We start from the raw sequence: 21551 nt of genomic DNA on the forward strand, positions 1-21551 counted from the left end.
GTTGCAAAACCTTATTTGCTGACGCTGACGCCGTAGAAGGAGTTCAAGCCAAACGGGCTGATCTTGAAGTCCTGCACGTTGTCGCGCATTGGTTGGAACACCGTCGAGTGAGCGATAGGTGTCATTGGAACTGCATCTTTGAGGACGTGTTGCGCCTGTTTGTACAGTTCGGTGCGCTTGGCCTGGTCGGTTGTGCGCTTGGCTTCTTTGACGATGCCGTCGAACTTCTTGTCGCACCACTTGGAGAAGTTGTTGCCTTGCAGCGAGTCGCAGCCGAACAGCACGTTCAGCCAGTTGTCCGGATCACCATTGTCGCCGCTCCAGCCAATCAGCATGGCCTGGTTCTCGCCGCCTTTGGAACGCTTGATGTACTCGCCCCATTCGTAGCTGGTGATTTTCACGTTCAGACCGATTTTCTTCCAGTCGGACTGCAGCATTTCAGCCATCAGCTTGGCGTTCGGATTGTACGGACGCTGTACCGGCATCGCCCACAGGACGATCTCGGTGCCTTCCTTGACGCCAGCTTCCTTGAGCAGCTCTTTGGCTTTCTCAGGATCGTACTTGGCATCTTTGATGGTGGTGTCGTAGGACCATTGAGTCGGCGGCATGGCGTTAACGGCCAATTGGCCCGCACCCTGGTAAACCGAGTCGATGATCTGCTGCTTGTTGACGGCCATGTCCAGTGCCTGACGCACTTTCAGCTGGGCCAACGGGTTTGCCTCGTTGCTACCCTTTACCTTGTCCATCACGTTGTAGGCGATGTAACCCAGGTTGAAACCAGCCTGGTTAGGCACTTTCAGGGTCTTGTCTTCTTGCAGCGCCTTCAGATCGGCTGGACGAGGGAACAGAGTGATCTGGCACTCGTTCTTTTTCAGCTTCTGAATACGTACCGACGGGTCGGTAGTGATGGCGAAGATCAGGTTGTCGATCTTGACGTCGTCAGGCTTCCAGTAGTCCTTGTTCCCGGTGTAGCGGATGTTGGAGTCTTTCTGGTAGCTCTTGAACACGAACGGACCAGTGCCGATTGGCTTCTGGTTGATGTCCGCCGCTTTGCCTTCTTTCAGCAACTGGGCTGCGTATTCGGCGGACTGCACCGAGGCGAAGCTCATCGCCATGTTCTGGATGAACGCGGCATCCACTTCTTTCAAAGTGAACTTGACGGTTTTGTCGTCGACTTTGTCGATCTTGGTGATGTTGGTGTCCATCCCCATGTCGGTGAAGTACGGGAATTCAGTCGGGTAAGCCTTACGGAACGGGTCATCCTTGTTAATCATGCGATTGAAGGTGAACAGTACGTCGTCGGCGTTGAACTCACGAGTCGGCTTGAAGTACGGGGTGGTGTGGAACTTGACGCCGTCGCGCAGGTGGAAGGTATACGTCAGGCCGTCCGGGGAAATGTCCCAGCTGGTCGCCAGGCCAGGAATCACGGCGGTGCCGCCGCGCTCGAACTGGGTCAGGCGGTTGAACATGGTTTCTGCAGAGGCGTCGAAGTCGGTTCCGGTGGTGTATTGACCCGGATCGAAACCGGCGGGGCTCCCTTCGGAGCAGAACACCAGGTTAGTCGCGGCTTGGGCGAAGGGGGCGCTAGCTAACAAGCTGGCGCCGACTAAAAACGGAATGACCGCGTTTTTAAGCATGGTGGCCTCATGATTGTTGTCATTTTTGGAATTAGAGGACGACCTCGTGAGTCGACCTGCGGATACTTATGCAGGGGCCGTACCCAATGCAAGATGCAGAGCGACCACAGGCGTTAAACAGTGGCACGTACGTACCTTAATGTCGCATTTGTATAAATTCACGCGCATTTGACCGTTTGCGCGGGTTTTTTTCGGTGCAACCGGCGCACCGGTGCGGGGCATTTGGCGGGGATTGCGCACCCGGTTGGAGCGTGGTGTTACTTATTTATACCCACGCTTTGCGGGCTGAATGTGTTGGGTGGGGGACTGTTTGGGATTGAGAATGTTTTGCGCCGGGGTGGGTTGCTGTTGAGTTTGTGGGCGTGTGGTAGGTATTTGTTGTTTAACGGGTTTGTTGTGGCGGTGGGTGCAGTTTGACTGGCAGGTGTTTGTCAGTGGACATCTTGGTTGTTGATCTAATCAGTACATTTGTGGCGACGGTTGGCGCACGGTCGTGGGCTGAGTGTTTATGGGTGGTACCGGGTGCAACCGTGGCTATTTATTGGTAGCGCCTTTTGTCGGTGGCGGCCTGATAGCCGACCAATCTCTTCCTTGGTGTACATATCCATTCCTGCGGTTACGGCCACTTAGGGTTTCGCCCTTACGGCGACTCACTTTTTTTTCAAACGCCAAAAAAAGTAAGCAAAAAAAGGCTCGCCCCGAGCGTCCGGCCCCTCGCCTAGGCTCGGCGTTCCTTCGCTCCGGTATCCATCCGGGGACACTGCCCTCCGGTCTGCTTCGCTACGACCTACATGCAGCGTGTTCGACTGCGTCGAACGGCGCTGCGCGCCACTCCCCGGATGAACACCTCCACTCAGCCTCCCGAAGGGGCGGGCAGATCAAAAGCTGCAGGCGAGCTAACGCTCGGCCTGTTGAGTGGTGAGAAGCAACGGCTGTACACCAATCTATTGTAGGAGCCTGGCTTGCCAGCGATGGCGGCCTGAAAGCCGACCAATCTCTATCTGATGTACGTAGATCAAAATGTGGGAGCGAGCCTGCTCGCGAAGACGGCCTCACAACAGCTAAATTTCTTTCTGCCACCCCCAACTGCTCATTCCCACGCTCCCGTGTGGGAATGCCGCCAGGGACGCTCCGCGTTCCGTTTTGTGTTGAACGATGTGTAAAAAACACAGAGCTTTCCCACGCATTTTTCAGGTTGCCGGGTAGGAAGCCCTGTCTCTAACCTCTGGCTGTCGCTGCAAAATCAGCGACCGGGTGTGAGATCCCCGGCTATTAGTATTCATCTAGCGCCAATGCCACCATAATTGGCGCCAGCTTATCCGCTGCCTGTAAATGCGTTATGGCGGCTGTGTGCGGGCAGACTTCGGTCTGGCCGGGTGCCTACTACCGGTGATCTCACTCTGCACATAGCTGCCACCTCTTCGCCGCTTGAGATCCGGCGAAGGGAGGGCTCCCGTTACCAGTAGGAGTTTCCATGGATAAGTTAATCCCCGATCCACCCATCACCCCCGAAGCTGAAACCGAAGCCGAAGACTTTCGCGCCGAAACGCTACCAAAAAACCGCGAAGCCATAAAACGCGCCCTCGACTACTACCTCGATCCCCCGTCCCAATACACCGAAAAACCGCGCCGCCCCAGCACGATGTATATGATCGCCCCGAACACGGACACCGAAAGTCTGCTGGCCCAAGCCTGCGAATCACTGGCCTCCGCCAGCGTCATGACCAGCGATTTCGCCGCTAATCTGATCGGCCCGCAGCGCAATACGGTGTTGGCGATTCAGCAGATCATCATGCTGGCGGAATTGGCGGTGAACCGCGCCTTGGATAACGTCGATCCGGCGTAGACCGCGTTATCGTTATTCGCGAGCAGGCTCCCCACAGGATCTGCGCCGTACGCAAATAATGTGCTCACCGGAGATCAACTGTGGGAGCGAGCCTGCTCGCGAAGGCGGTGGACCAGTCACCACATAACCTGAAGAGTTCACCCGGACTTCTGGCACGCAACAAAAAACGGCGATCACCCAAGTGATCGCCGTCTTTATGTACGGACTATCAAATCAAGGCATCAACACTTCAATCGCCCCATCCGCCGTCATGCTGACATGACTCGTGCCAGCCTCAACATCCGGTGTCACCGGTGCAGCATCCATCGAGGCGGCTTTCATCATCATCGGGCCGCGCATGTACGGTTGTGGATAACCGTTGCTGTTCAGGTTCAGGTTAACGATCTTGTAGCTCTTGCCACCCAGCGCATCGGTCGCCAATTGTGCGCGAGCCTTGAAGGCGGTCACGGCTTCTTTAAGCAGTGCGTCTTCGCTGGCCTTGCGTGTTGGTGTGGCGATGGCGAAGTCCATGCCGCCCATTTTCAGGTCGGTGAGCAGTTCGCCAGTCAGTTTCGACAGGGCGGCGAAGTCCGAGCTTTCCAGGCGCAGTTCGGCGCGTTCACGCCAGCCGGTGATTTTCTGGCCCTTGGTGTCGTAGATCGGGTAGCTGTTGCGGCTGCCCTGGCGCAGGGTGATGTCTTTGACCTGTTTGGCCTGGGCCAGCGCTTTGTTCATGGTGGTGCTGACGTCGGCGGCGAGTTTGGCCGGGTCGGTGTTTTGGTCTTCGGTGTAGAGGGTCACGATCATCAGGTCGCGGGCCACTTCCTGGCTGACTTCGGCGCGCAGGGAAATCTGGTTGTAATGCAGCTCGTCGGCGGCCAGGGCCGGGAGGCTGGCGAGGGTGCCGGCACTCAGGGCGAGGAGGGCGGCGCTGCGGCGAAATGTGTGCATGAAAGCTCCTTGGGCGATGCGCAGGTGTGAGATCCGAGCCTGCGTGAAACCATCAGACTCTAGCTTTAATGATCCGGTTCGCACAGTTACAACTTCTATACAGATGGGATGGAAGTGACCCTGTGGCGAGGGAGCTTGCTCCCGCTGGACTGCGAAGCAGACCCAAAAGCATCCAGCGCGTTTTATCAGGTCATCCGAGCCGCCCGGGTTGCGACTGCTGCGCAGCCGAGCGGGAGCAAGCTCCCTCGCCACAAAGGGAATACATGGCGTCCAGGCTGTGGCTGTTTGCCGCACTTTTGCCTGTCCGCCCCCGTGCTTGGTTATACTCCGTGCGATCCGCCTGGAGCGCTCATCAGGAGAGCTCATGCTCGCCCCCGTTCAAATCACTTCTGCCACTCGCCAGAACCTCTGGCGGCTGACGTTCATCCGCACGTTAGTGCTTGCCGCTCAGGCCGGTTCCGTCGGGTTGGCCTATTGGCTCGACCTGCTGCCGCTGCCATGGGTGCAACTGGCAATGACCCTCGGCTGTTCGACGTTGCTGTGCGCATTCACCGCGGTTCGACTGCGCACGACGTGGCCGGTCACCGAGCTGGAATATGCGCTGCAACTGGCCTGCGACCTGTTTATCCACAGTGCCTTGCTGTATTTCTCCGGTGGCTCGACCAACCCGTTCGTCTCTTATTACCTGGTGCCGCTGACCATCGCCGCGGTGACGTTGCCATGGCGTTATTCGGTGATCCTGTCGGGTATCGCGTTGACGATGTACACCTTGCTGCTCGCACGTTTCTATCCGCTGCAAACCTTCCCGATTGCCCGGGAAAACCTGCAGGTCTACGGGATGTGGCTGAGCTTCGCGCTGGCGGCGGCGGTGATTACCTTTTTCGCCGCGCGCATGGCCGAAGAGCTGCGTCGCCAGGAAGAGCTGCGGGCGATTCGGCGTGAAGAAGGCCTGCGTGACCAGCAGTTGCTGGCGGTAGCGACGCAAGCCGCCGGTGCAGCGCATGAATTGGGCACACCGCTGGCGACCATGAGCGTGTTGCTCAAAGAGATGCAGCAGGATCATCCAGACCCGATGTTGCAGGATGATCTGAAGGTGCTGCAGGATCAGGTCAAGGCCTGCAAAGAAACGCTGCAGCAACTGGTGCGCGCCGCCGAGGCCAATCGGCGTTTGGCGGTGGAGATGCAGGACGTCACCGACTGGCTCGACGAAGCGCTGAACCGCTGGCACCTGATGCGCCCGGAAGCCAGTTACCGCTTCCAGCGTCTGGGCCAAGGCACCGTGCCGCGCATGGCGCCGCCACCGGACCTGACCCAGGCGCTGCTGAATTTGCTGAATAACGCCGCCGATGCATGCCCCGAAGGGCTGCAAGTGACGCTGGACTGGAACGCCGAAGACCTGACCATCAGCATCCGCGATCACGGTGCCGGTGTGCCGCTGGCCATCGCCGAACAGATCGGCAAACCATTTTTTACCACCAAGGGCAAAGGTTTCGGCCTGGGCCTGTTTTTGAGCAAGGCCAGCGTGACACGCGCCGGCGGCTCAGTGAAACTCTACAGTCATGAGGAAGGAGGCACGCTCACCGAGCTGCGCCTGCCTCGTGTCGCCCGAGGAGACGAACATGAGTGACGATATCCAGGTTGAAGGCGAAGAACTGCCGCATTTGCTGTTGGTCGACGACGATGCAACCTTTACCCGCGTAATGGCCCGCGCCATGGCCCGCCGTGGTTTTCGCGTCAGCACTGCTGGCTCTGCCGAAGAAGGCCTGACCATCGCCCAGGCCGATCTGCCGGATTACGCCGCGCTGGACCTGAAAATGGACGGCGACTCGGGGTTGGTCTTGTTGCCCAAGCTGCTGGAGCTGGACCCGGAAATGCGCGTGGTGATCCTCACCGGTTATTCGAGCATTGCCACCGCCGTCGAGGCGATCAAGCGTGGCGCCTGCAATTACCTGTGCAAACCGGCCGACGCCGACGACGTGCTGGCAGCCCTGCTGTCCGAGCACGCCGACCTCGACACTCTGGTGCCGGAAAACCCGATGTCGGTGGACCGTTTGCAGTGGGAACACATCCAGCGCGTGTTGACCGAGCACGAAGGCAACATCTCGGCCACGGCCCGCGCCCTGGGCATGCACCGCCGTACCCTGCAGCGCAAACTGCAGAAACGTCCGGTGCGCCGCTGAACGGGCGCTGAACGATCATCGCCAACCCTCGCGATAACCCGAGCCGATCAACTATGATCGGTTCGTGTGTGTTCTTTTCTCTATCGAGCCTTATCCATGAATCAGAACGCTGAATATTCCGCGGTCAACGATGCCGTGCGCGGGCAGTTCTTCCGCAAGGTCTGGGCGATCATCACGCCCTATTGGCAAAGTGAAGAGAAGGTCAAGGCGTGGACGCTGCTGATCGCGGTGATTGCCCTGTCGCTGATCAGCGTCGGGATCTCGGTGTGGTTCAACACCTGGTACAAGGATTTCTACAACGCTTTGCAGAAGAAGGATGAAGCCGCGTTCTGGCAGCTGATTCTGTATTTCTGCGCGATTGCCGCCGTGGCGATTGTCGGTGCGGTGTACCGGCTCTACCTGACGCAGATGCTGACGATCCGTTGGCGAGCCTGGCTGACCGAGAAACACTTTGCCCGTTGGCTTGGCAATAAAAACTACTACCAACTGGAGCAGGGCGGTTACACCGATAACCCGGACCAGCGGATTTCCGAAGACCTCAACAACTTCACGGCCAATACCCTGAGCCTGGGCATCGGGCTGATCCGCAACGTCGTCAGCCTGGTGTCGTTCTCGATCATTTTGTGGGGTGTGTCGGGCAGTATTGAAGTGTTCGGTTTCACCATTCCCGGCTACATGTTCTGGTGTGTGCTGGTGTATGCCGTGGTCGGTAGCTGGCTGACGCATTTGATCGGTCGTCGCTTGATCGGCCTGAATAACCAACAACAACGCTTCGAAGCCGACCTGCGTTTCTCCATGGTCCGGGTTCGCGAGAATGCCGAAAGCATCGCGTTGTACAACGGCGAGCCGAATGAAAATCGTCGCTTGAGCAGCCGTTTCGGGATGGTCTGGCACAACTTCTGGGACATCATGAAAGTGTCCAAGCGCCTGACGTTCTTCACCGCCGGTTACAGCCAGGCCGCGATTATTTTCCCGTTCATGGTCGCCGCGCCGCGTTACTTCGCCGGCAAGATCGAACTCGGTGAACTGATGCAAATCAGTTCGGCGTTCGGCAACGTTCAAGAGAGTTTCAGCTGGTTCATCAGCGCGTATCAGGACCTCGCTTCATGGCGCGCCACCTGTGATCGTCTGCTGAGTTTCCGTCAGGCCATGACCGACAACGAAGAGCGCCAACCGGCTATCGACGTACAAAATCAGGGCGATGAACTGAACATCCACAACCTCGGCCTCGATCTGGCGGACGGTCGTCACCTGCTGACCAACGCCAATATGGCAGTGGAAGAGGGCGATCGCGTGATGCTCAGCGGCCGTTCAGGCAGCGGCAAGTCGACCTTGTTGCGCGCGATGGGGCATCTGTGGCCAGCCGGCCACGGCAGTATCCGTCTGCCGTCGGCGCGCTACCTGTTCCTGCCGCAAAAGCCATATTTGCCGATTGGGACCTTGCGCGAGGCGCTGAGTTATCCACAGCCTGGCGATACCTATTCGCAGGAACGCTACGTCCACGTGCTGGAAACCTGCCGTTTGCCGCATCTGGTTGCACGTCTGGACGAAGCGAACCACTGGCAGCGCATGCTCTCGCCGGGTGAACAGCAACGTTTGGCGTTTGCCCGCGCGCTACTGTATGCACCGCAATGGCTGTACATGGACGAAGCCACCTCGGCGATGGATGAAGAGGATGAAGGCTCGCTGTATCAAGCGTTGATCGATGAGTTGCCGGGGCTGAGCATCATCAGCGTCGGGCATCGCAGCAGCCTGAAGCGCTTCCACCCACGGCATGTTCGAATCGAGAACGGCCATTTGGTGGACCAGACAGTAACCGCCTGAACACCACCGCCCCTGTGGGAACGAGCCTGCTCGCGAAAGCGGTCTGACATTCCGCTAGAGGTGTCTGACACTACGCCTTCGCGAGCAGGCTCGCTCCCACAAGGGGAACGGTGTTCAACCCGACGGTGATCGTACAACCGCGTTGAGCTATGATGCGGTTTCAGCCGAATTTTCGAGACAGATGTTCACCATGGAAAACCCGATCGACGCACCACGCCTCCCTCGCAAGCGCCGCAGCCTCGCACAGGAATTGGTGACGGTGCTGTCCGAGCAGATCCGCGACGGTCACCTCAAGCGCGGCGACAAATTGCCCACCGAGTCGGCAATCATGGATGCCCATGGCGTCAGCCGCACCGTGGTGCGCGAAGCGATTTCCCGTTTGCAGGCGGCCGGGCAGGTTGAAACCCGCCATGGCATCGGCACCTTCGTGCTCGATACCCCGAGCCCGAGCGGTTTCCGCATCGACCCGGCGACGGTGGTCACCCTGCGTGACGTGTTGGCGATTCTGGAGTTGCGCATCAGCCTCGAAGTGGAGTCCGCCGGCCTCGCCGCGCAACGTCGTAGCGACGAGCAGCTTGGCTTGATGAGAGCCGCGCTGGACGCCCTCAACGAAAGCGCTTCGCATGCCAGCGATGCCGTCGCCTCGGACTTCCAGTTCCACCTGCAAATCGCGCTGGCGACCGGTAATCGCTACTTCACTGACATCATGACCCACCTCGGCACCAGCATCATTCCGCGCACGCGGCTGAACTCGGCGCGCCTGGCCCATGACGACCAGCAGCACTACATGAATCGCCTGAGCCGTGAACACGAAGAAATTTACGACGCCATCGCCCGCCAGGATTCCGATGCGGCGCGGGCGGCGATGCGCTTGCACCTGACCAACAGCCGCGAACGGTTGCGTCATGCGCATGAAGAGGCTGAGGCGCAGCGGGTTTAGTCTTCAAGTCGGAAGTTTTGTTGGCTGGCCGAGCGCATTCGCGAGCAGGCTCGCTCCCACAGAGATCTTCAGTGGATACACAATGTGTGTACACCCTCGATTCAGTGTGGGAGCGAGCCTGCTCGCGAAGGGGCCAGAAGCCTTGGCGCTAAAGGGTCAGACTGAACGCAGGATCGACCGATCCACCCTCACCGCCAGCCCAGTCACCCCAGGCTTGGCATCAAACGCCACATCCCCACGCCCATCCACCACCGCCCGCGCAATCACCACGCCCTTGGACAGCAACTCCAACGGCGCACCGTTCATTGATTGGCCCGAAGCCAGTTCCAGTTTCAATTTGATCGTCATCATGGATCTCCTTATCAGGCAACGTTGCCGGTGGGTGTGTAGTCCTTGAGCAGCAAGTAAGTGCTCCAGCCCCACCAGTCGTCGACGGTGGCGGTGTCGTTCAGGTTATTGACGTCCTTGCGTCGAAGCACTTTGCTGCCCTCGACCCTGAACAGCGGCGAGAAATTACCCGCCGGGTTCAGTACAACTTGCAGGTCCGGCAGCTTATTCAAGGCGCTGAAATGACTCGGCGAAGGAGCGACTCCGCTGAGGTACGCCGCGAAGATCTCATCTGCAGACAGTTGAACCGCTTGATTGACCTGCACGCGATTGGCGCTGTCGATCACGTCGAAGTAGCGTTTATCGCCATACGCGCGCCATTGATCGCCGTTGCCATTGCTTACATTGAGACCGAATTTACTGTCTTCGTCATGCATGAAGCGGGTGATCAATGAGCCCAGATCACTGGGTGTGACCACCGCAGCCAACTGCTTGCGCGGTACACGCAGGTGACCTGCGGAAAACAGGTCGGTCAGGTAGTGATCAGCAAAAGCATTCATCGCGTAGGCGATTTCCAGCAGCTTTTCATCACCACTGTTTTTTGCCAGCACGGCTTGCTGCACAGCGGCGGTGTGGCCGGCGATATACGCCGCAAGCGCCCCTTCGGCAAAGTGGTCGGTATTGTTGGCGGCGAGTTTCAGATAACGCCCCAACGGGAACAGCGCCGAGACGAAACTGCCGCCGCCGGTGATCTTGTTCCACTCTTCCGACAACGTATCTCCGAGGGCGTCATAGGCTTCATGGGGCTGTTTGCCGTCCAGGATCGCCTGTTTCACCGCGGCTATTTCCTTTTGCATGACCCCAAGGATCAGCTTGGCCTCGGCATTCGCGGCCGGCAGCACCGCCAGCGAGTTGAACGCGTTGGCGAAGCGCTGGATTCGGTCTGGGGGGGTGGCGCCTTCGCTGATCGGTTGCTCGGGAATTCCGTAGAAATCCCCGCCCAGTGCAACGATCTGGCCATAAGTCAGCGCCAGCCCGTTGGGCAAGTGCAGTTCGACCTGTGAGGCCGGGATTGCGGGGGCATCTTTGATGAAGCGCAGCAGCGTGGCATCGCCGATAGCCGTATGTTCACCACCCTCGAACCTCAGCTGCGGCTGGCCATTCAAGGCTTTGCCGCAAGGGGAGGCGGGCGGTTGCGGTACGTGGTTGTGAGGTGTGCCCACGTGCAGTACCAGCGATTCATGGCCACTGATGGCAATGCCGTGCTCACTGAAAAGATCATCGAAAACGGCAATGACTTGCTTGGATTTTTCCTGGGATTGAGTGTGTAGACCTGACATTTCTAGCTCCTTGATATGTCGTAGGCGGATTTCAAATAACTGTATGTATATACAGTTAAATCGATCTTAGCCGAGAAATTTCCTACGTCAAGGAAAGAACCTCTCCTACATAAAAATGCAGACGGCGATGAAATGCAGTTGACGGTTATTATTTAAGTTGTACGATGACCTACAACTCGGCGAAAGCTGAACGGTTTCCTCACACACACATACGTTGCTACCCAGGGTGTTCGAATAATGAATCCACAAGAACTGAAGTCCATCCTCTCTTCCGGCCTGTTGTCTTTCCCGGTTACCGATTTCAATGCTCAGGGCGATTTCCATCGCGCGGGCTACATCAAGCGTCTCGAATGGCTGGCCCCATACGGCGCCACGGCGTTGTTCGCCGCGGGCGGCACCGGTGAGTTCTTCTCTCTGGCGGCCAGCGAATATTCGGAAATCATCAAGACCGCCGTCGACACCTGCGAAACCAGCGTGCCGATCCTGGCCGGCGTGGGCGGTTCGACCCGTCAAGCCATCGAGTACGCACAGGAAGCCGAGCGTCTGGGCGCCAAAGGCCTGTTGCTGCTGCCGCACTACCTGACCGAAGCCAGCCAGGACGGCGTTGCCGCCCACGTTGAAGCCGTGTGCAAATCGGTGAAAATCGGCGTGGTGGTCTACAACCGTAACGTCTGCCGCCTGACCGCTCCTTTGCTGGAACGTCTGGCCGAGCGCTGCCCGAACCTGATCGGCTACAAGGATGGCCTGGGCGATATCGAACTGATGGTGTCGATCCGTCGTCGCCTCGGCGATCGCTTCAGCTACCTGGGTGGTTTGCCGACCGCCGAAGTCTACGCCGCTGCTTATAAAGCGCTGGGCGTACCGGTTTACTCCTCGGCGGTGTTCAACTTCATCCCGAAAACCGCGATGGATTTCTACCACGCCATCGCTCGCGAGGATCACGCCACCGTTGGCAAGATCATCGACGACTTCTTCCTGCCGTACCTGGACATCCGTAACCGCAAAGCCGGTTACGCGGTGAGCATCGTCAAGGCCGGGGCAAAAATTGCCGGTTATGACGCAGGTCCTGTGCGTGCACCGCTGACCGATCTGACGGCCGAAGAGTACGAAATGCTCGCCGCGCTGATCGACAAGCAAGGTGCGCAGTAACACATCCGATTTAACAGGGCCGCTGAGTGATCAGCGGCCTTTTGCGTAAGGAGAATTGTTGTGGCAGATGCAAAGCGTTTTGATAACTACATCAACGGTGAATGGGTTGCGGGCAGTGATTACTGCGCCAACATCAACCCGTCCGAACTGACCGACACCATCGGTCACTACGCCAAGGCCGATCTGGCTCAGGTCCACGCCGCGATCGACGCCGCTCGCGCCGCGTTCCCGGCCTGGTCGACTTCGGGCATTCAGGCACGTCACGATTCGCTGGATAAAGTCGGTACTGAAATTCTCGCCCGTCGCGAAGAACTCGGCACCTTGCTGGCCCGTGAAGAAGGCAAGACCCTGCCTGAAGCCATCGGCGAAGTGACTCGCGCCGGTAACATTTTCAAGTTCTTCGCCGGTGAAACCCTGCGTCTGTCCGGCGACTATTTGCCGTCGGTACGCCCGGGTGTGAACGTTGAAGTGACCCGCGAAGCATTGGGCGTGGTTGGCCTGATCACCCCGTGGAACTTCCCGATCGCCATCCCCGCGTGGAAAATCGCCCCGGCCCTGGCCTACGGTAACTGCGTCGTGCTCAAACCCGCCGATCTGGTACCGGGTTGCGCCTGGGCCCTGGCCGAAATCATCTCCCGCGCAGGCTTCCCGGCTGGCGTGTTCAACCTGGTGATGGGCAGCGGTCGTGTGGTGGGCGATGCGCTGGTGCAGAGCCCGAAAGTCGACGGCATCAGCTTCACCGGTTCCGTCGGTGTCGGTCGTCAGATCGCCGTCAGCTGTGTGTCGCGCCAGGCCAAGGTTCAGCTGGAAATGGGTGGCAAGAACCCACAGATCATTCTCGACGACGCAGACCTCAAGCAAGCGGTCGAGCTGTCGGTACAGAGCGCGTTCTACTCCACCGGCCAGCGTTGCACCGCCTCCAGCCGTTTCATCGTGACCGCCGGCATCCACGACAAATTCGTCGAAGCCGTGGCCGAGCGCATGAAGTCGATCAAGGTCGGCCACGCGCTGAAAACCGGCACCGACATTGGTCCCGTGGTTTCCCAGGCTCAGCTTGAACAAGACATGAAGTACATCGACATCGGCCAGTCCGAAGGTGCACGACTGGTCAGCGGCGGTGGTCTGGTGACCTGCGACACCGAAGGCTACTACCTCGCGCCAACCCTGTTTGCCGACAGCGAAGCCGCGATGCGCATCAGCCGCGAAGAGATCTTCGGCCCGGTGGCCAACGTGGTTCGCGTTGCCGATTACGAAGCCGCACTGGCCATGGCCAACGACACCGAATTCGGTCTGTCGGCGGGCATCGCGACCACGTCGCTGAAGTACGCCAATCACTTCAAGCGCCACTCCCAGGCCGGGATGGTGATGGTCAACCTGCCGACCGCGGGCGTGGATTACCACGTTCCATTCGGCGGGCGTAAAGGTTCATCCTATGGTTCCCGCGAGCAAGGTCGCTACGCGCAAGAGTTCTACACCGTGGTGAAGACCAGCTACATCGGTTCCTAAACGCAATACCCTTGTGGGAGCGAGCCTGCTCGCGAAGGTCTTGAGGACGCGGCATTCAATCTGATGCCCCGCGTCATCGTTGACCACCTTCGCGAGCAGGCTCGCTCCCACAGGAAACAACTAAAGATTCACCCCGCATAAAAATAATCAGTGGGAGTACATCTACATGCAAGCGACCAAGCCGACCCATGTCCGCTATTTGATCCTGCTCATGCTTTTCCTGGTGACCACGATCAACTACGCCGACCGTGCGACCATCGCCATCGCGGGCTCCAGCCTGCAAAAAGACCTCGGCATCGACGCGGTCACCCTCGGTTACATCTTCTCTGCATTCGGTTGGGCCTACGTGGCCGGGCAAATTCCCGGTGGCTGGCTGCTGGACCGTTTCGGTTCGAAAAAAGTCTACGCACTGAGCATCTTCACGTGGTCGCTGTTCACCGTGCTCCAGGGCTACGTCGGTGAGTTCGGCATGTCCACAGCGATCGTTGCGCTGTTCATGCTGCGCTTCCTCGTCGGCCTGGCCGAAGCGCCATCCTTCCCCGGTAACGCACGCATCGTTGCGGCCTGGTTCCCGACCGCTGAACGCGGTACCGCGTCTGCGATCTTCAACTCGGCGCAATACTTCGCCACGGTGCTGTTCGCTCCGCTGATGGGCTGGATCGTCTACACGTTCGGCTGGCAGCATGTGTTCGTGGTAATGGGCAGCATCGGCATCGTGTTCTCGCTGATCTGGCTGAAAGTTATCCACAGTCCGCGTCAACATCCGATGATCAATGAGGCCGAGTTCAAGCACATCGCCGAGAACGGCGGCATGGTCGATATGGACCAGGACAAAGGCAAAGGGCAGGCGGCCGGCAAACCTGCTGAAGGTCCGAAATGGGACTACGTGCGTCAGTTGCTGACCAATCGCATGATGCTCGGCGTCTACCTGAGCCAGTACTGCATCAACGCCATCACCTATTTCTTCCTGACCTGGTTCCCGGTGTACCTGGTGCAAGAACGCGGCATGACCATCCTCAAGGCCGGTTTCATTGCCTCGTTGCCGGCGATCTGCGGTTTTATCGGTGGTGTGTTGGGCGGTGTGATTTCCGACTATCTGCTGCGTAAAGGCCACTCCCTGACCTTCGCCCGCAAGGCGCCGATCATCGCGGGCCTGCTGGTGTCCAGCAGCATCGTGGCCTGTAACTATGTCGACATCGAATGGATGGTCGTGGGCTTCATGGCCCTGGCATTCTTCGGCAAAGGCGTGGGCGCATTGGGCTGGGCCGTGGTGTCCGACACCTCGCCAAAACAGATCGCCGGTTTGAGTGGCGGCCTGTTCAATATGTTCGGCAACATCGCGTCGATCACCACGCCAATCGTGATCGGCTACATCATCAGCTCCACCGGTTCGTTCAAATGGGCGCTGGTGTTTGTCGGTTGCAACGCACTGGTCGCAGTGTTCAGCTACCTGGTGATCGTTGGTCCGATCAAACGTGTGGTACTCAAGGAGCCGCCAGTCAGCGGTCCTGAAACAAACAACAAATTGTCACAAGCGCATTCCTGAGGAGCGGCGTCATGCAGTTGATTGAACATTCCGACTCGCCGCGCTACATCCGCCTGCACGAGCGGGACAACGTAGTGATCGTGGTCAATGACCAGGGCGTGCCAGCCGGCACCGAGTTTCCCGATGGCCTGGTGACCGTGGACTTCGTGCCACAGAGCCACAAAGTCACGCTGGAAGACATTCCTGAAGGCGGCCAGGTGATTCGTTACGGCCAGACCATTGGCTACGCGTTGCAGCCGATTCCGCGTGGCAGCTGGGTCAAGGAAGATCAACTGCGCATGCCCACTGCGCCACCGCTGGACAGCCTGCCGCTGTCCACCGAAGTGCCGGCGGCGCAGGCCCCGCTCGACGGTTATACGTTCGAGGGTTATCGCAACGCCGACGGCACCGTCGGCACGCGCAATATTCTGGGGATTACCACCACCGTTCAGTGCGTCACCGGTGTGCTGGATCATGCGGTCAAGCGCATCAAGGATGAGTTGCTGCCAAAGTACCCGAACGTCGACGACGTGGTCGCGCTGACCCACAGCTACGGCTGCGGTGTGGCAATTACGGCGGCCGACGCGTACATCCCGATTCGCACCGTGCGCAACCTGGCGCGCAACCCGAACCTGGGGGGCGAAGCGTTGGTGATCAGCCTGGGCTGCGAGAAATTGCAGGCCGGGCAGGTGATGCATGAGAACGACAGCTCGGTGGATTTGAGCGAGCCGTGGTTGTACCGCTTGCAGGATTCGAGTCACGGTTTCACCGAGATGATCGAGCAGATCATGGCGCTGGCCGAAACCCGTTTGAAGAAGCTCGATCAGCGTCGCCGGGAAACCGTGCCGGCGTCCGAGCTGATTCTGGGCATGCAGTGCGGCGGCAGTGATGCGTTCTCCGGGATCACCGCCAACCCGGCGCTGGGGTTCGCCTCGGATTTGTTGCTGCGTGCCGGTGCGACGGTGATGTTTTCCGAAGTCACCGAAGTGCGCGATGCGATCTACTTGCTGACTTCCCGTGCGGAGACTCAAGAAGTCGCTCAGGAACTGGTGCGGGAAATGGACTGGTACGACCGCTACCTGGCCAAGGGCGAAGCGGATCGCAGCGCCAACACCACGCCGGGCAACAAGAAGGGCGGGTTGTCGAACATTGTCGAGAAATCCCTGGGCTCGATCGTCAAGTCCGGCAGCAGCGCGATCAACGGGGTGCTTGGCCCTGGCGAGCGTTTTAAACGCAAAGGCCTGATCTTCTGCGCAACCCCGGCCAGTGACTTTGTCTGCGGGACGTTGCAGTTGGCGGCGGGGATGAACCTGCATGTGTTCACCACCGGCCGCGGTACGCCGTATGGCTTGGCGATGGCGCCGGTGGTGAAGGTGTCGACCCGTACGGAGCTGGCGCAGCGCTGGCCGGATCTGATCGACATCGATGCCGGGCGGATTGCGACCGGACGGGCGTCGATCGAAGACCTTGGCTGGGAGTTGTTCCACTACTACCTGGACGTGGCCAGCGGCAAGAAACAGACGTGGGCCGAGCAGCACAAGCTGCATAACGACATCACCCTGTTTAACCCTGCGCCGATTACCTGAGACCGAGTCGCCTGCTTCGCGAGCAGGCTCGCTCCCACAGGGAATTTCGTCGTGCGCAGATTGTGTGTTTTACGCAGGACAAATGTGGGAGCGAGCCTGCTCGCGAAAGCGGTCTAACAGACGCCGAAGGGCTGAGTGGCTTATCATTAGCCCCCTAACGACGCTCACCCAAGGTTCCCCCCGGCATGCTGGCAATCTTCCTCGAAACCCTGAACATCACCGCGCCGGTGTTTGCCATGCTGTTTCTGGGGGTGTTGCTCAAGCGCATTGGCTGGATCAACGACAACTTCATCCACACGGCGTCGGCCCTGGTGTTCAACGTCACCATGCCGGCGTTGCTGTTTCTGGGCATCCTGCATGCCGACCTGCACGCCGCGCTGCAACCGGCGCTGCTGATCTACTTCTCGATTGCCACGCTGGTGAGTTTCGCCATCGCCTGGGTCTGGGCGATCTGGAAGTGTCCGCGTGAAGACCGGGGGATTTATACCCAAGGCGCGTTTCGCGGCAACAACGGGGTGATCGGCCTGGCACTGGCGGCGAGCATGTACGGCGCCTACGGGATTTCCCTCGGGGCGATTCTCGCGGCGTTGGTGATCCTGTTCTACAACACGCTGTCGACCATTGTGCTGGCGGTGTACAGCCCGGTGATCAAGTCCGATCCGTGGAGCATCTGCAAGAGCGTAATGGGCAATCCGCTGATCATCAGCGTGTTTGCGGCGGCGCCGTTTGCCTATTTCAAAATCGGCTTGCCGGGGTGGCTGGAGACGTCCGGGCAGTACCTGGCGCAGACTACTTTGCCGCTGGCGTTGATCTGCATTGGCGGCACGCTGTCACTGGCGGCGTTGCGCAAGAGCGGCGATATGGCGCTCAGTTCCAGCCTGGTGAAGATGATCGGGTTGCCGGTGCTGACGACCCTTGGGGCGTGGCTGTGGGGCTTTCGTGGGGCGGAGTTGGGGATTCTGTTTTTGTACTTCGGCAGCCCGACGGCGGCGGCGAGTTTTGTGATGGCCCGTCAGGCTGAGGGGAATCATGAACTGGCGGCGGCGATCATCGTGATTACCACGTTGATGGCGGCAATCACGACCAACATCGGGATCTTTTTGTTGCAGTGGGGTGGGTGGATTTAGCTTCTGAATTTGCGGTGTTCTTTCGGGCCTCTTCGCGAGCAGGCTCGCTCCCACATTTGGAATGCATTCCCCTGTGGGAGCGAGCCTGCTCGCGAAAGCCATCTCACTGCCAATACAAATGTCGGGTTTTTATTCCGGCTTCTGATAACTCTCAATCACTTCCTGCGCCGCCCGAAACGCATCAATCGCCGCCGGCGCACCGGCATACACCGCGCAATGCAGCAGCGTTTCACGAATCTCTTCCACGGTGCAGCCATTGTTCAACGCACCGCGCACATGGCCTTTCAATTCCTGCGGGCACTTCAACGCGGTCAGTGCGGCGAGGGTAATCAGGCTGCGGGTTTTCAGCGCCAGGCCATCACGGTTCCACACCGCGCCCCACGCGTGTTCGTTGACGAAGTCCTGCAACGGCTGGGTGAACTCAGTGGCATTGCCCAGTGCGCGGTCGACGAAAGCGTCGCCCATCACTTGGCGGCGGACTTCAACGCCAGGTTTTTTATTGTCGGTCATGGCACATCCCTCTTGTGGTGTTGGCGACGCCAGGCGAGCAGCGACGTGAGCAGCAGAAACGCCACCAGCGCCGGCAGAACGAAAAACAGCATCAGGTGTTCGAGCTTGCCGGCCAGCGGCATGCCGGTGGTGAACGACACCACATGCAGACCGTAAGCCAGGTACAAACCCAGGCACAGCAAACCTTCGGCCCGGGTCACCCGGTAGCCGGTGTAGAACAGCGGCAGGCACAACACCGCGACGCCGAGCATTACCGGCAAGTCGAAATCCAGGGCGTTGGGGGACACCGACAGCGGCGACGGCGCGATCAACGCCGTCACGCCGAGCACGCCCAACAGGTTGAAAAGGTTGCTGCCGATCACGTTACCCACGGCGATGTCACGCTGACCGCGCAGGGCGGCGATCAAGGAGGTGGCGAGTTCCGGCAGGGAGGTGCTGATGGCGACGATGGTCAGGCCGATGATACGTTCCGACAATCCAAGGTCGGTTGCCACCACAACGGCTGCCCCCAGTAGCAGATGTCCGGCGTAGACCAGCATCGCCAGCCCCGCCACGATCATCAGCAGGCTGCTGAACCATGGCGCGGCCTGACTGTGCGGATCGCTCGATGGTGGACGAGCCGAGTGCCGCGATTGGCGCAGCAGCAAGGCCAGATACAACGCCAGTGCTGCCAGCAGGATCATGCCGTCGGTGCGGGTCAGCTGTTCATTCCAGGCCAGCACGAACACCAGCAGGCTGGCGCCGATCATCAGCGGAATATCCAGGCGCACCAGTTGCCGTGAAACCCGCAGCGGAATGATCAGCGCCGAGAGTCCGAGGGTGACGAGAATGTTGAAGATGCTGCTGCCGATCACGCTGCCGACGGCGATGTCGGCGTTTTCCGCGAGGGTGGCTTGCAGGCTGACGGCCATCTGCGGCGCACTGCTGCCGAGGGCGACGATGGTCAGGCCGATGATCAGTGGCCGCACATTCAGCCGCGCCGCCAGGCGCACGGCGGCACGCACCATCAGCTCCGCGCCGATGATCAGTAGAACCAGGCCGCTGATCAGTTCAATCACGCTGATCAGGGGTAAATCGGCAAGTCCGAAAATGGTCGGTGCTCCGTCTGTCAGTCGTCGAGGGCCTGCACGCGAACCTTGGCGGTACCGCTGCTGATCATGCCCAGGCGTTCGGCGGCTGCATGGGACAGATCGATCAGGCGTCCGCGGGTATGCGGCCCACGGTCGTTGATGCGGACCACGCAGGACTTGTCGTTGTTCAGGTTGGTGACCTTCACCCGTGTGCCGAAGGGCAACTGGCGGTGGGCGGCGGTCATGGAATTCTTGTCGAAACGCTCGCCACTGGCGGTGCGTTTGCCTTGGTGTTTGGCGCCGTAATAGGACGCCGTGCCGGTCTTGTCGTAGCCGTGTGGATCGATGACATCGTTACTGGCGCAACCGGCCAGCAGAGAGAGCAGGGCGCAGGCGCTGAGCAGACGCTTCATTTAAAGGTTTCCCAAAATAAATGTGGCGAGGGAGCTTGCTCCCGCTCGGCCGCGAAGCGGTCGCAAAATAAGCTGATGCTTTCTTGTTGAAAGAATGCGGTCGCCGATTTGGGTCTGCTTCGCAGACCAGCGGGAGCAAGCTCCCTCGCCACAGGGAATGGAGCCAGTAGCCAGGGCTGGCTCCATTCTCATCAGCCTTCGAGCTTGCTTTTCAGCAGTTCGTTGACCTGTTGCGGGTTGGCCTTGCCTTTGGAAGCTTTCATGGCCTGTCCGACGAAGAAGCCGAACATCTTGCCGCGCTTGGCTTCGTCTGCCGCGCGGTACTGCTCAACCTGTTCGGCATTGGCCGCGAGCATTTCGTCCAGCACCGCCGAGATAGCGCCGGTGTCGGTCACTTGCTTGAGGCCGCGCTTGTCGATGATCTCGTCCGCGCTGCCTTCGCCGTTGGCCATCGCTTCAAACACGACCTTGGCGATCTTGCCGGAGATGGTGTTGTCCTTGATGCGCAGCAGCATGCCGCCCAGTTGCTCGGCCGAAACCGGCGAGTCTTCGATGTCCAGGCCTTGCTTGTTGAGCAGGCTGCCCAACTCGACCATCACCCAGTTCGCCGCCAGTTTGGCGTCGCCGCCGATGCTCGCGACTTTCTCGAAGTAATCGGCTTGCTCGCGGCTGGTCGCCAGCACGCTGGCGTCGTAGACCGACAGACCGAATTGCTCCTGGAAACGCTCGCGTTTTTGCGGTGGCAGTTCCGGCAGGGTCGCGCGCACGTCGTCGAGGAACGAGTCTTCGATGACCACGGGCAGCAGGTCCGGATCGGGGAAGTAACGGTAGTCGTTGGCTTCCTCTTTGCTGCGCATCGGACGGGTTTCGTCCTTGTTCGGATCGTACAGGCGGGTCTGCTGAATCACTTTGCCGCCGTCTTCGATCAGCTCGATCTGGCGCTGCACTTCGCTGTTGATCGCCTTCTCGATGAAACGGAACGAGTTGACGTTCTTGATCTCGCAGCGAGTACCGAACTCAACCTGGCCTTTCGGACGGATCGACACGTTGCAGTCGCAACGCAGCGAGCCTTCGGCCATGTTGCCGTCACAGATGCCCAGGTAACGCACCAGCGCGTGGACCGTCTTGACGTAGGCCACGGCTTCCTTGGCGCTGCGCATGTCCGGCTCGGAGACGATTTCCAGCAGCGGTGTGCCGGCACGGTTCAGGTCGATGCCGGTGGCACCGTTGAACTCTTCGTGCAGGCTTTTACCGGCGTCTTCTTCCAGGTGCGCACGGGTCACGCCGACACGTTTGATCGTGCCGTCTTCCATGGCGATGTCCAGGTGGCCTTTGCCGACGATCGGCAGTTCCATCTGGCTGATCTGGTAGCCCTTCGGCAAGTCCGGGTAGAAATAGTTTTTACGGGCGAACACGTTGTGCTGGCCGATCTCGGCGTCAATCGCCAGACCGAACATCACTGCCATGCGCACCGCTTCCTGGTTCAACACCGGCAGCACGCCGGGCATGCCCAGGTCTACGAGGCTGGCCTGGGTGTTCGGCTCGGAGCCGAAGGTGGTGGAACTACCGGAAAAGATTTTCGACCGGGTGGTGAGCTGGGTATGAATCTCCAGCCCGATCACGACTTCCCATTGCATGTGT

18 protein-coding genes are annotated in these 21551 nt (G+C 59.4%); 10 read left to right on the forward strand and 8 right to left on the reverse strand.

What is annotated here, in order from left to right:
• Positions 1-11: 11 nt before the first annotated feature.
• On the reverse strand, positions 12-1637 hold the full coding sequence (locus ACWKV5_RS18890; RefSeq protein ID WP_483842529.1) for an ABC transporter substrate-binding protein: 1626 nt from the start codon (positions 1635-1637) through the stop codon (positions 12-14).
• A gap of 1474 nt (positions 1638-3111) precedes the next feature.
• Here ACWKV5_RS18890 and ACWKV5_RS18895 point away from each other — a divergent pair.
• The gene (locus tag ACWKV5_RS18895) at positions 3112-3483 is read left to right on the forward strand and encodes a DUF6124 family protein (protein ID WP_483842530.1); all 372 of its coding nucleotides are present in this window, start codon (positions 3112-3114) and stop codon (positions 3481-3483) included.
• Positions 3484-3696: 213 nt separating this feature from the next.
• Here ACWKV5_RS18895 and ACWKV5_RS18900 read toward each other — a convergent pair whose 3' ends face one another.
• Positions 3697-4413, reverse strand: a complete 717-nt coding sequence (locus ACWKV5_RS18900; RefSeq protein WP_483842531.1) for an SIMPL domain-containing protein — start codon at positions 4411-4413, stop codon at positions 3697-3699.
• A 364-nt stretch (positions 4414-4777) separates the two neighbouring features.
• On the opposite strand from ACWKV5_RS18900, the gene ACWKV5_RS18905 reads away from it, so the two are divergent.
• From ACWKV5_RS18905 to ACWKV5_RS18920, 4 genes are all read left to right on the forward strand, one after another.
• The gene (locus tag ACWKV5_RS18905) at positions 4778-6040 is read left to right on the forward strand and encodes an ATP-binding protein (protein ID WP_483842532.1); all 1263 of its coding nucleotides are present in this window, start codon (positions 4778-4780) and stop codon (positions 6038-6040) included.
• On the forward strand, positions 6033-6593 hold the full coding sequence (locus tag ACWKV5_RS18910) for a response regulator transcription factor (protein ID WP_027924503.1): 561 nt from the start codon (positions 6033-6035) through the stop codon (positions 6591-6593). Before ACWKV5_RS18905 ends, ACWKV5_RS18910 begins: the two co-directional genes overlap by 8 nt.
• A 96-nt stretch (positions 6594-6689) precedes the next feature.
• Positions 6690-8417: an ABC transporter ATP-binding protein/permease gene (locus ACWKV5_RS18915; RefSeq protein ID WP_483842533.1), complete on the forward strand. Its 1728-nt coding sequence runs from the start codon at positions 6690-6692 to the stop codon at positions 8415-8417.
• Between the two features lie 190 nt (positions 8418-8607).
• Positions 8608-9357: a FadR/GntR family transcriptional regulator gene (locus tag ACWKV5_RS18920; protein ID WP_483842534.1), complete on the forward strand. Its 750-nt coding sequence runs from the start codon at positions 8608-8610 to the stop codon at positions 9355-9357.
• A 156-nt stretch (positions 9358-9513) separates the two neighbouring features.
• Here ACWKV5_RS18920 and ACWKV5_RS18925 read toward each other — a convergent pair whose 3' ends face one another.
• Together ACWKV5_RS18925 and ACWKV5_RS18930 are read right to left on the reverse strand one after the other, a co-directional pair.
• Positions 9514-9705 (reverse strand): hypothetical protein, encoded by a 192-nt coding sequence (locus ACWKV5_RS18925; protein ID WP_483842607.1) that lies wholly within the window; start codon positions 9703-9705, stop codon positions 9514-9516.
• A gap of 14 nt (positions 9706-9719) precedes the next feature.
• Positions 9720-11024 (reverse strand): phospholipase, encoded by a 1305-nt coding sequence (locus ACWKV5_RS18930; protein ID WP_483842535.1) that lies wholly within the window; start codon positions 11022-11024, stop codon positions 9720-9722.
• A gap of 237 nt (positions 11025-11261) precedes the next feature.
• Here ACWKV5_RS18930 and kdgD point away from each other — a divergent pair, with 237 nt between their 5' ends.
• The 5 genes from kdgD (at position 11262) to ACWKV5_RS18955 (ending at position 17917) form a co-directional block, all read left to right on the forward strand.
• Positions 11262-12173, forward strand: a complete 912-nt coding sequence (gene kdgD, locus ACWKV5_RS18935; protein WP_027924508.1) for a 5-dehydro-4-deoxyglucarate dehydratase — start codon at positions 11262-11264, stop codon at positions 12171-12173.
• Positions 12174-12233: 60 nt separating this feature from the next.
• On the forward strand, positions 12234-13679 hold the full coding sequence (locus ACWKV5_RS18940) for an aldehyde dehydrogenase family protein (RefSeq protein ID WP_123435297.1): 1446 nt from the start codon (positions 12234-12236) through the stop codon (positions 13677-13679).
• A 166-nt stretch (positions 13680-13845) separates the two neighbouring features.
• Positions 13846-15225, forward strand: coding sequence for an MFS transporter (locus ACWKV5_RS18945; protein WP_483842536.1), 1380 nt, complete (start codon positions 13846-13848; stop codon positions 15223-15225).
• Between the two features lie 11 nt (positions 15226-15236).
• Entirely contained in the window at positions 15237-16790 is a 1554-nt protein-coding gene (gene garD, locus ACWKV5_RS18950) for a galactarate dehydratase (RefSeq protein WP_483842537.1), read from the forward strand.
• A 185-nt stretch (positions 16791-16975) separates the two neighbouring features.
• On the forward strand, positions 16976-17917 hold the full coding sequence (locus ACWKV5_RS18955; RefSeq protein WP_483842538.1) for an AEC family transporter: 942 nt from the start codon (positions 16976-16978) through the stop codon (positions 17915-17917).
• Between the two features lie 129 nt (positions 17918-18046).
• Here the strand turns inward: ACWKV5_RS18955 and ACWKV5_RS18960 are convergent, their stop codons facing one another.
• The 4 genes from ACWKV5_RS18960 to gatB form a co-directional block, all read right to left on the reverse strand.
• On the reverse strand, positions 18047-18427 hold the full coding sequence (locus ACWKV5_RS18960; RefSeq protein ID WP_452624944.1) for a carboxymuconolactone decarboxylase family protein: 381 nt from the start codon (positions 18425-18427) through the stop codon (positions 18047-18049).
• The gene (locus tag ACWKV5_RS18965) at positions 18424-19485 is read right to left on the reverse strand and encodes a calcium/sodium antiporter (RefSeq protein WP_483842539.1); all 1062 of its coding nucleotides are present in this window, start codon (positions 19483-19485) and stop codon (positions 18424-18426) included. Before ACWKV5_RS18965 ends, ACWKV5_RS18960 begins: the two co-directional genes overlap by 4 nt.
• A gap of 50 nt (positions 19486-19535) precedes the next feature.
• Positions 19536-19910 carry a septal ring lytic transglycosylase RlpA family protein gene (locus ACWKV5_RS18970; RefSeq protein WP_483842540.1) on the reverse strand — a complete coding sequence of 125 codons (375 nt, stop codon included), beginning with the start codon at positions 19908-19910 and terminating at the stop codon, positions 19536-19538.
• A 191-nt stretch (positions 19911-20101) separates the two neighbouring features.
• Positions 20102-21547, reverse strand: a complete 1446-nt coding sequence (gatB, locus tag ACWKV5_RS18975; RefSeq protein ID WP_223523715.1) for an Asp-tRNA(Asn)/Glu-tRNA(Gln) amidotransferase subunit GatB — start codon at positions 21545-21547, stop codon at positions 20102-20104.
• Positions 21548-21551 lie beyond the last annotated feature (4 nt).

This window comes from Pseudomonas oplopanacis, assembly GCF_057128725.1.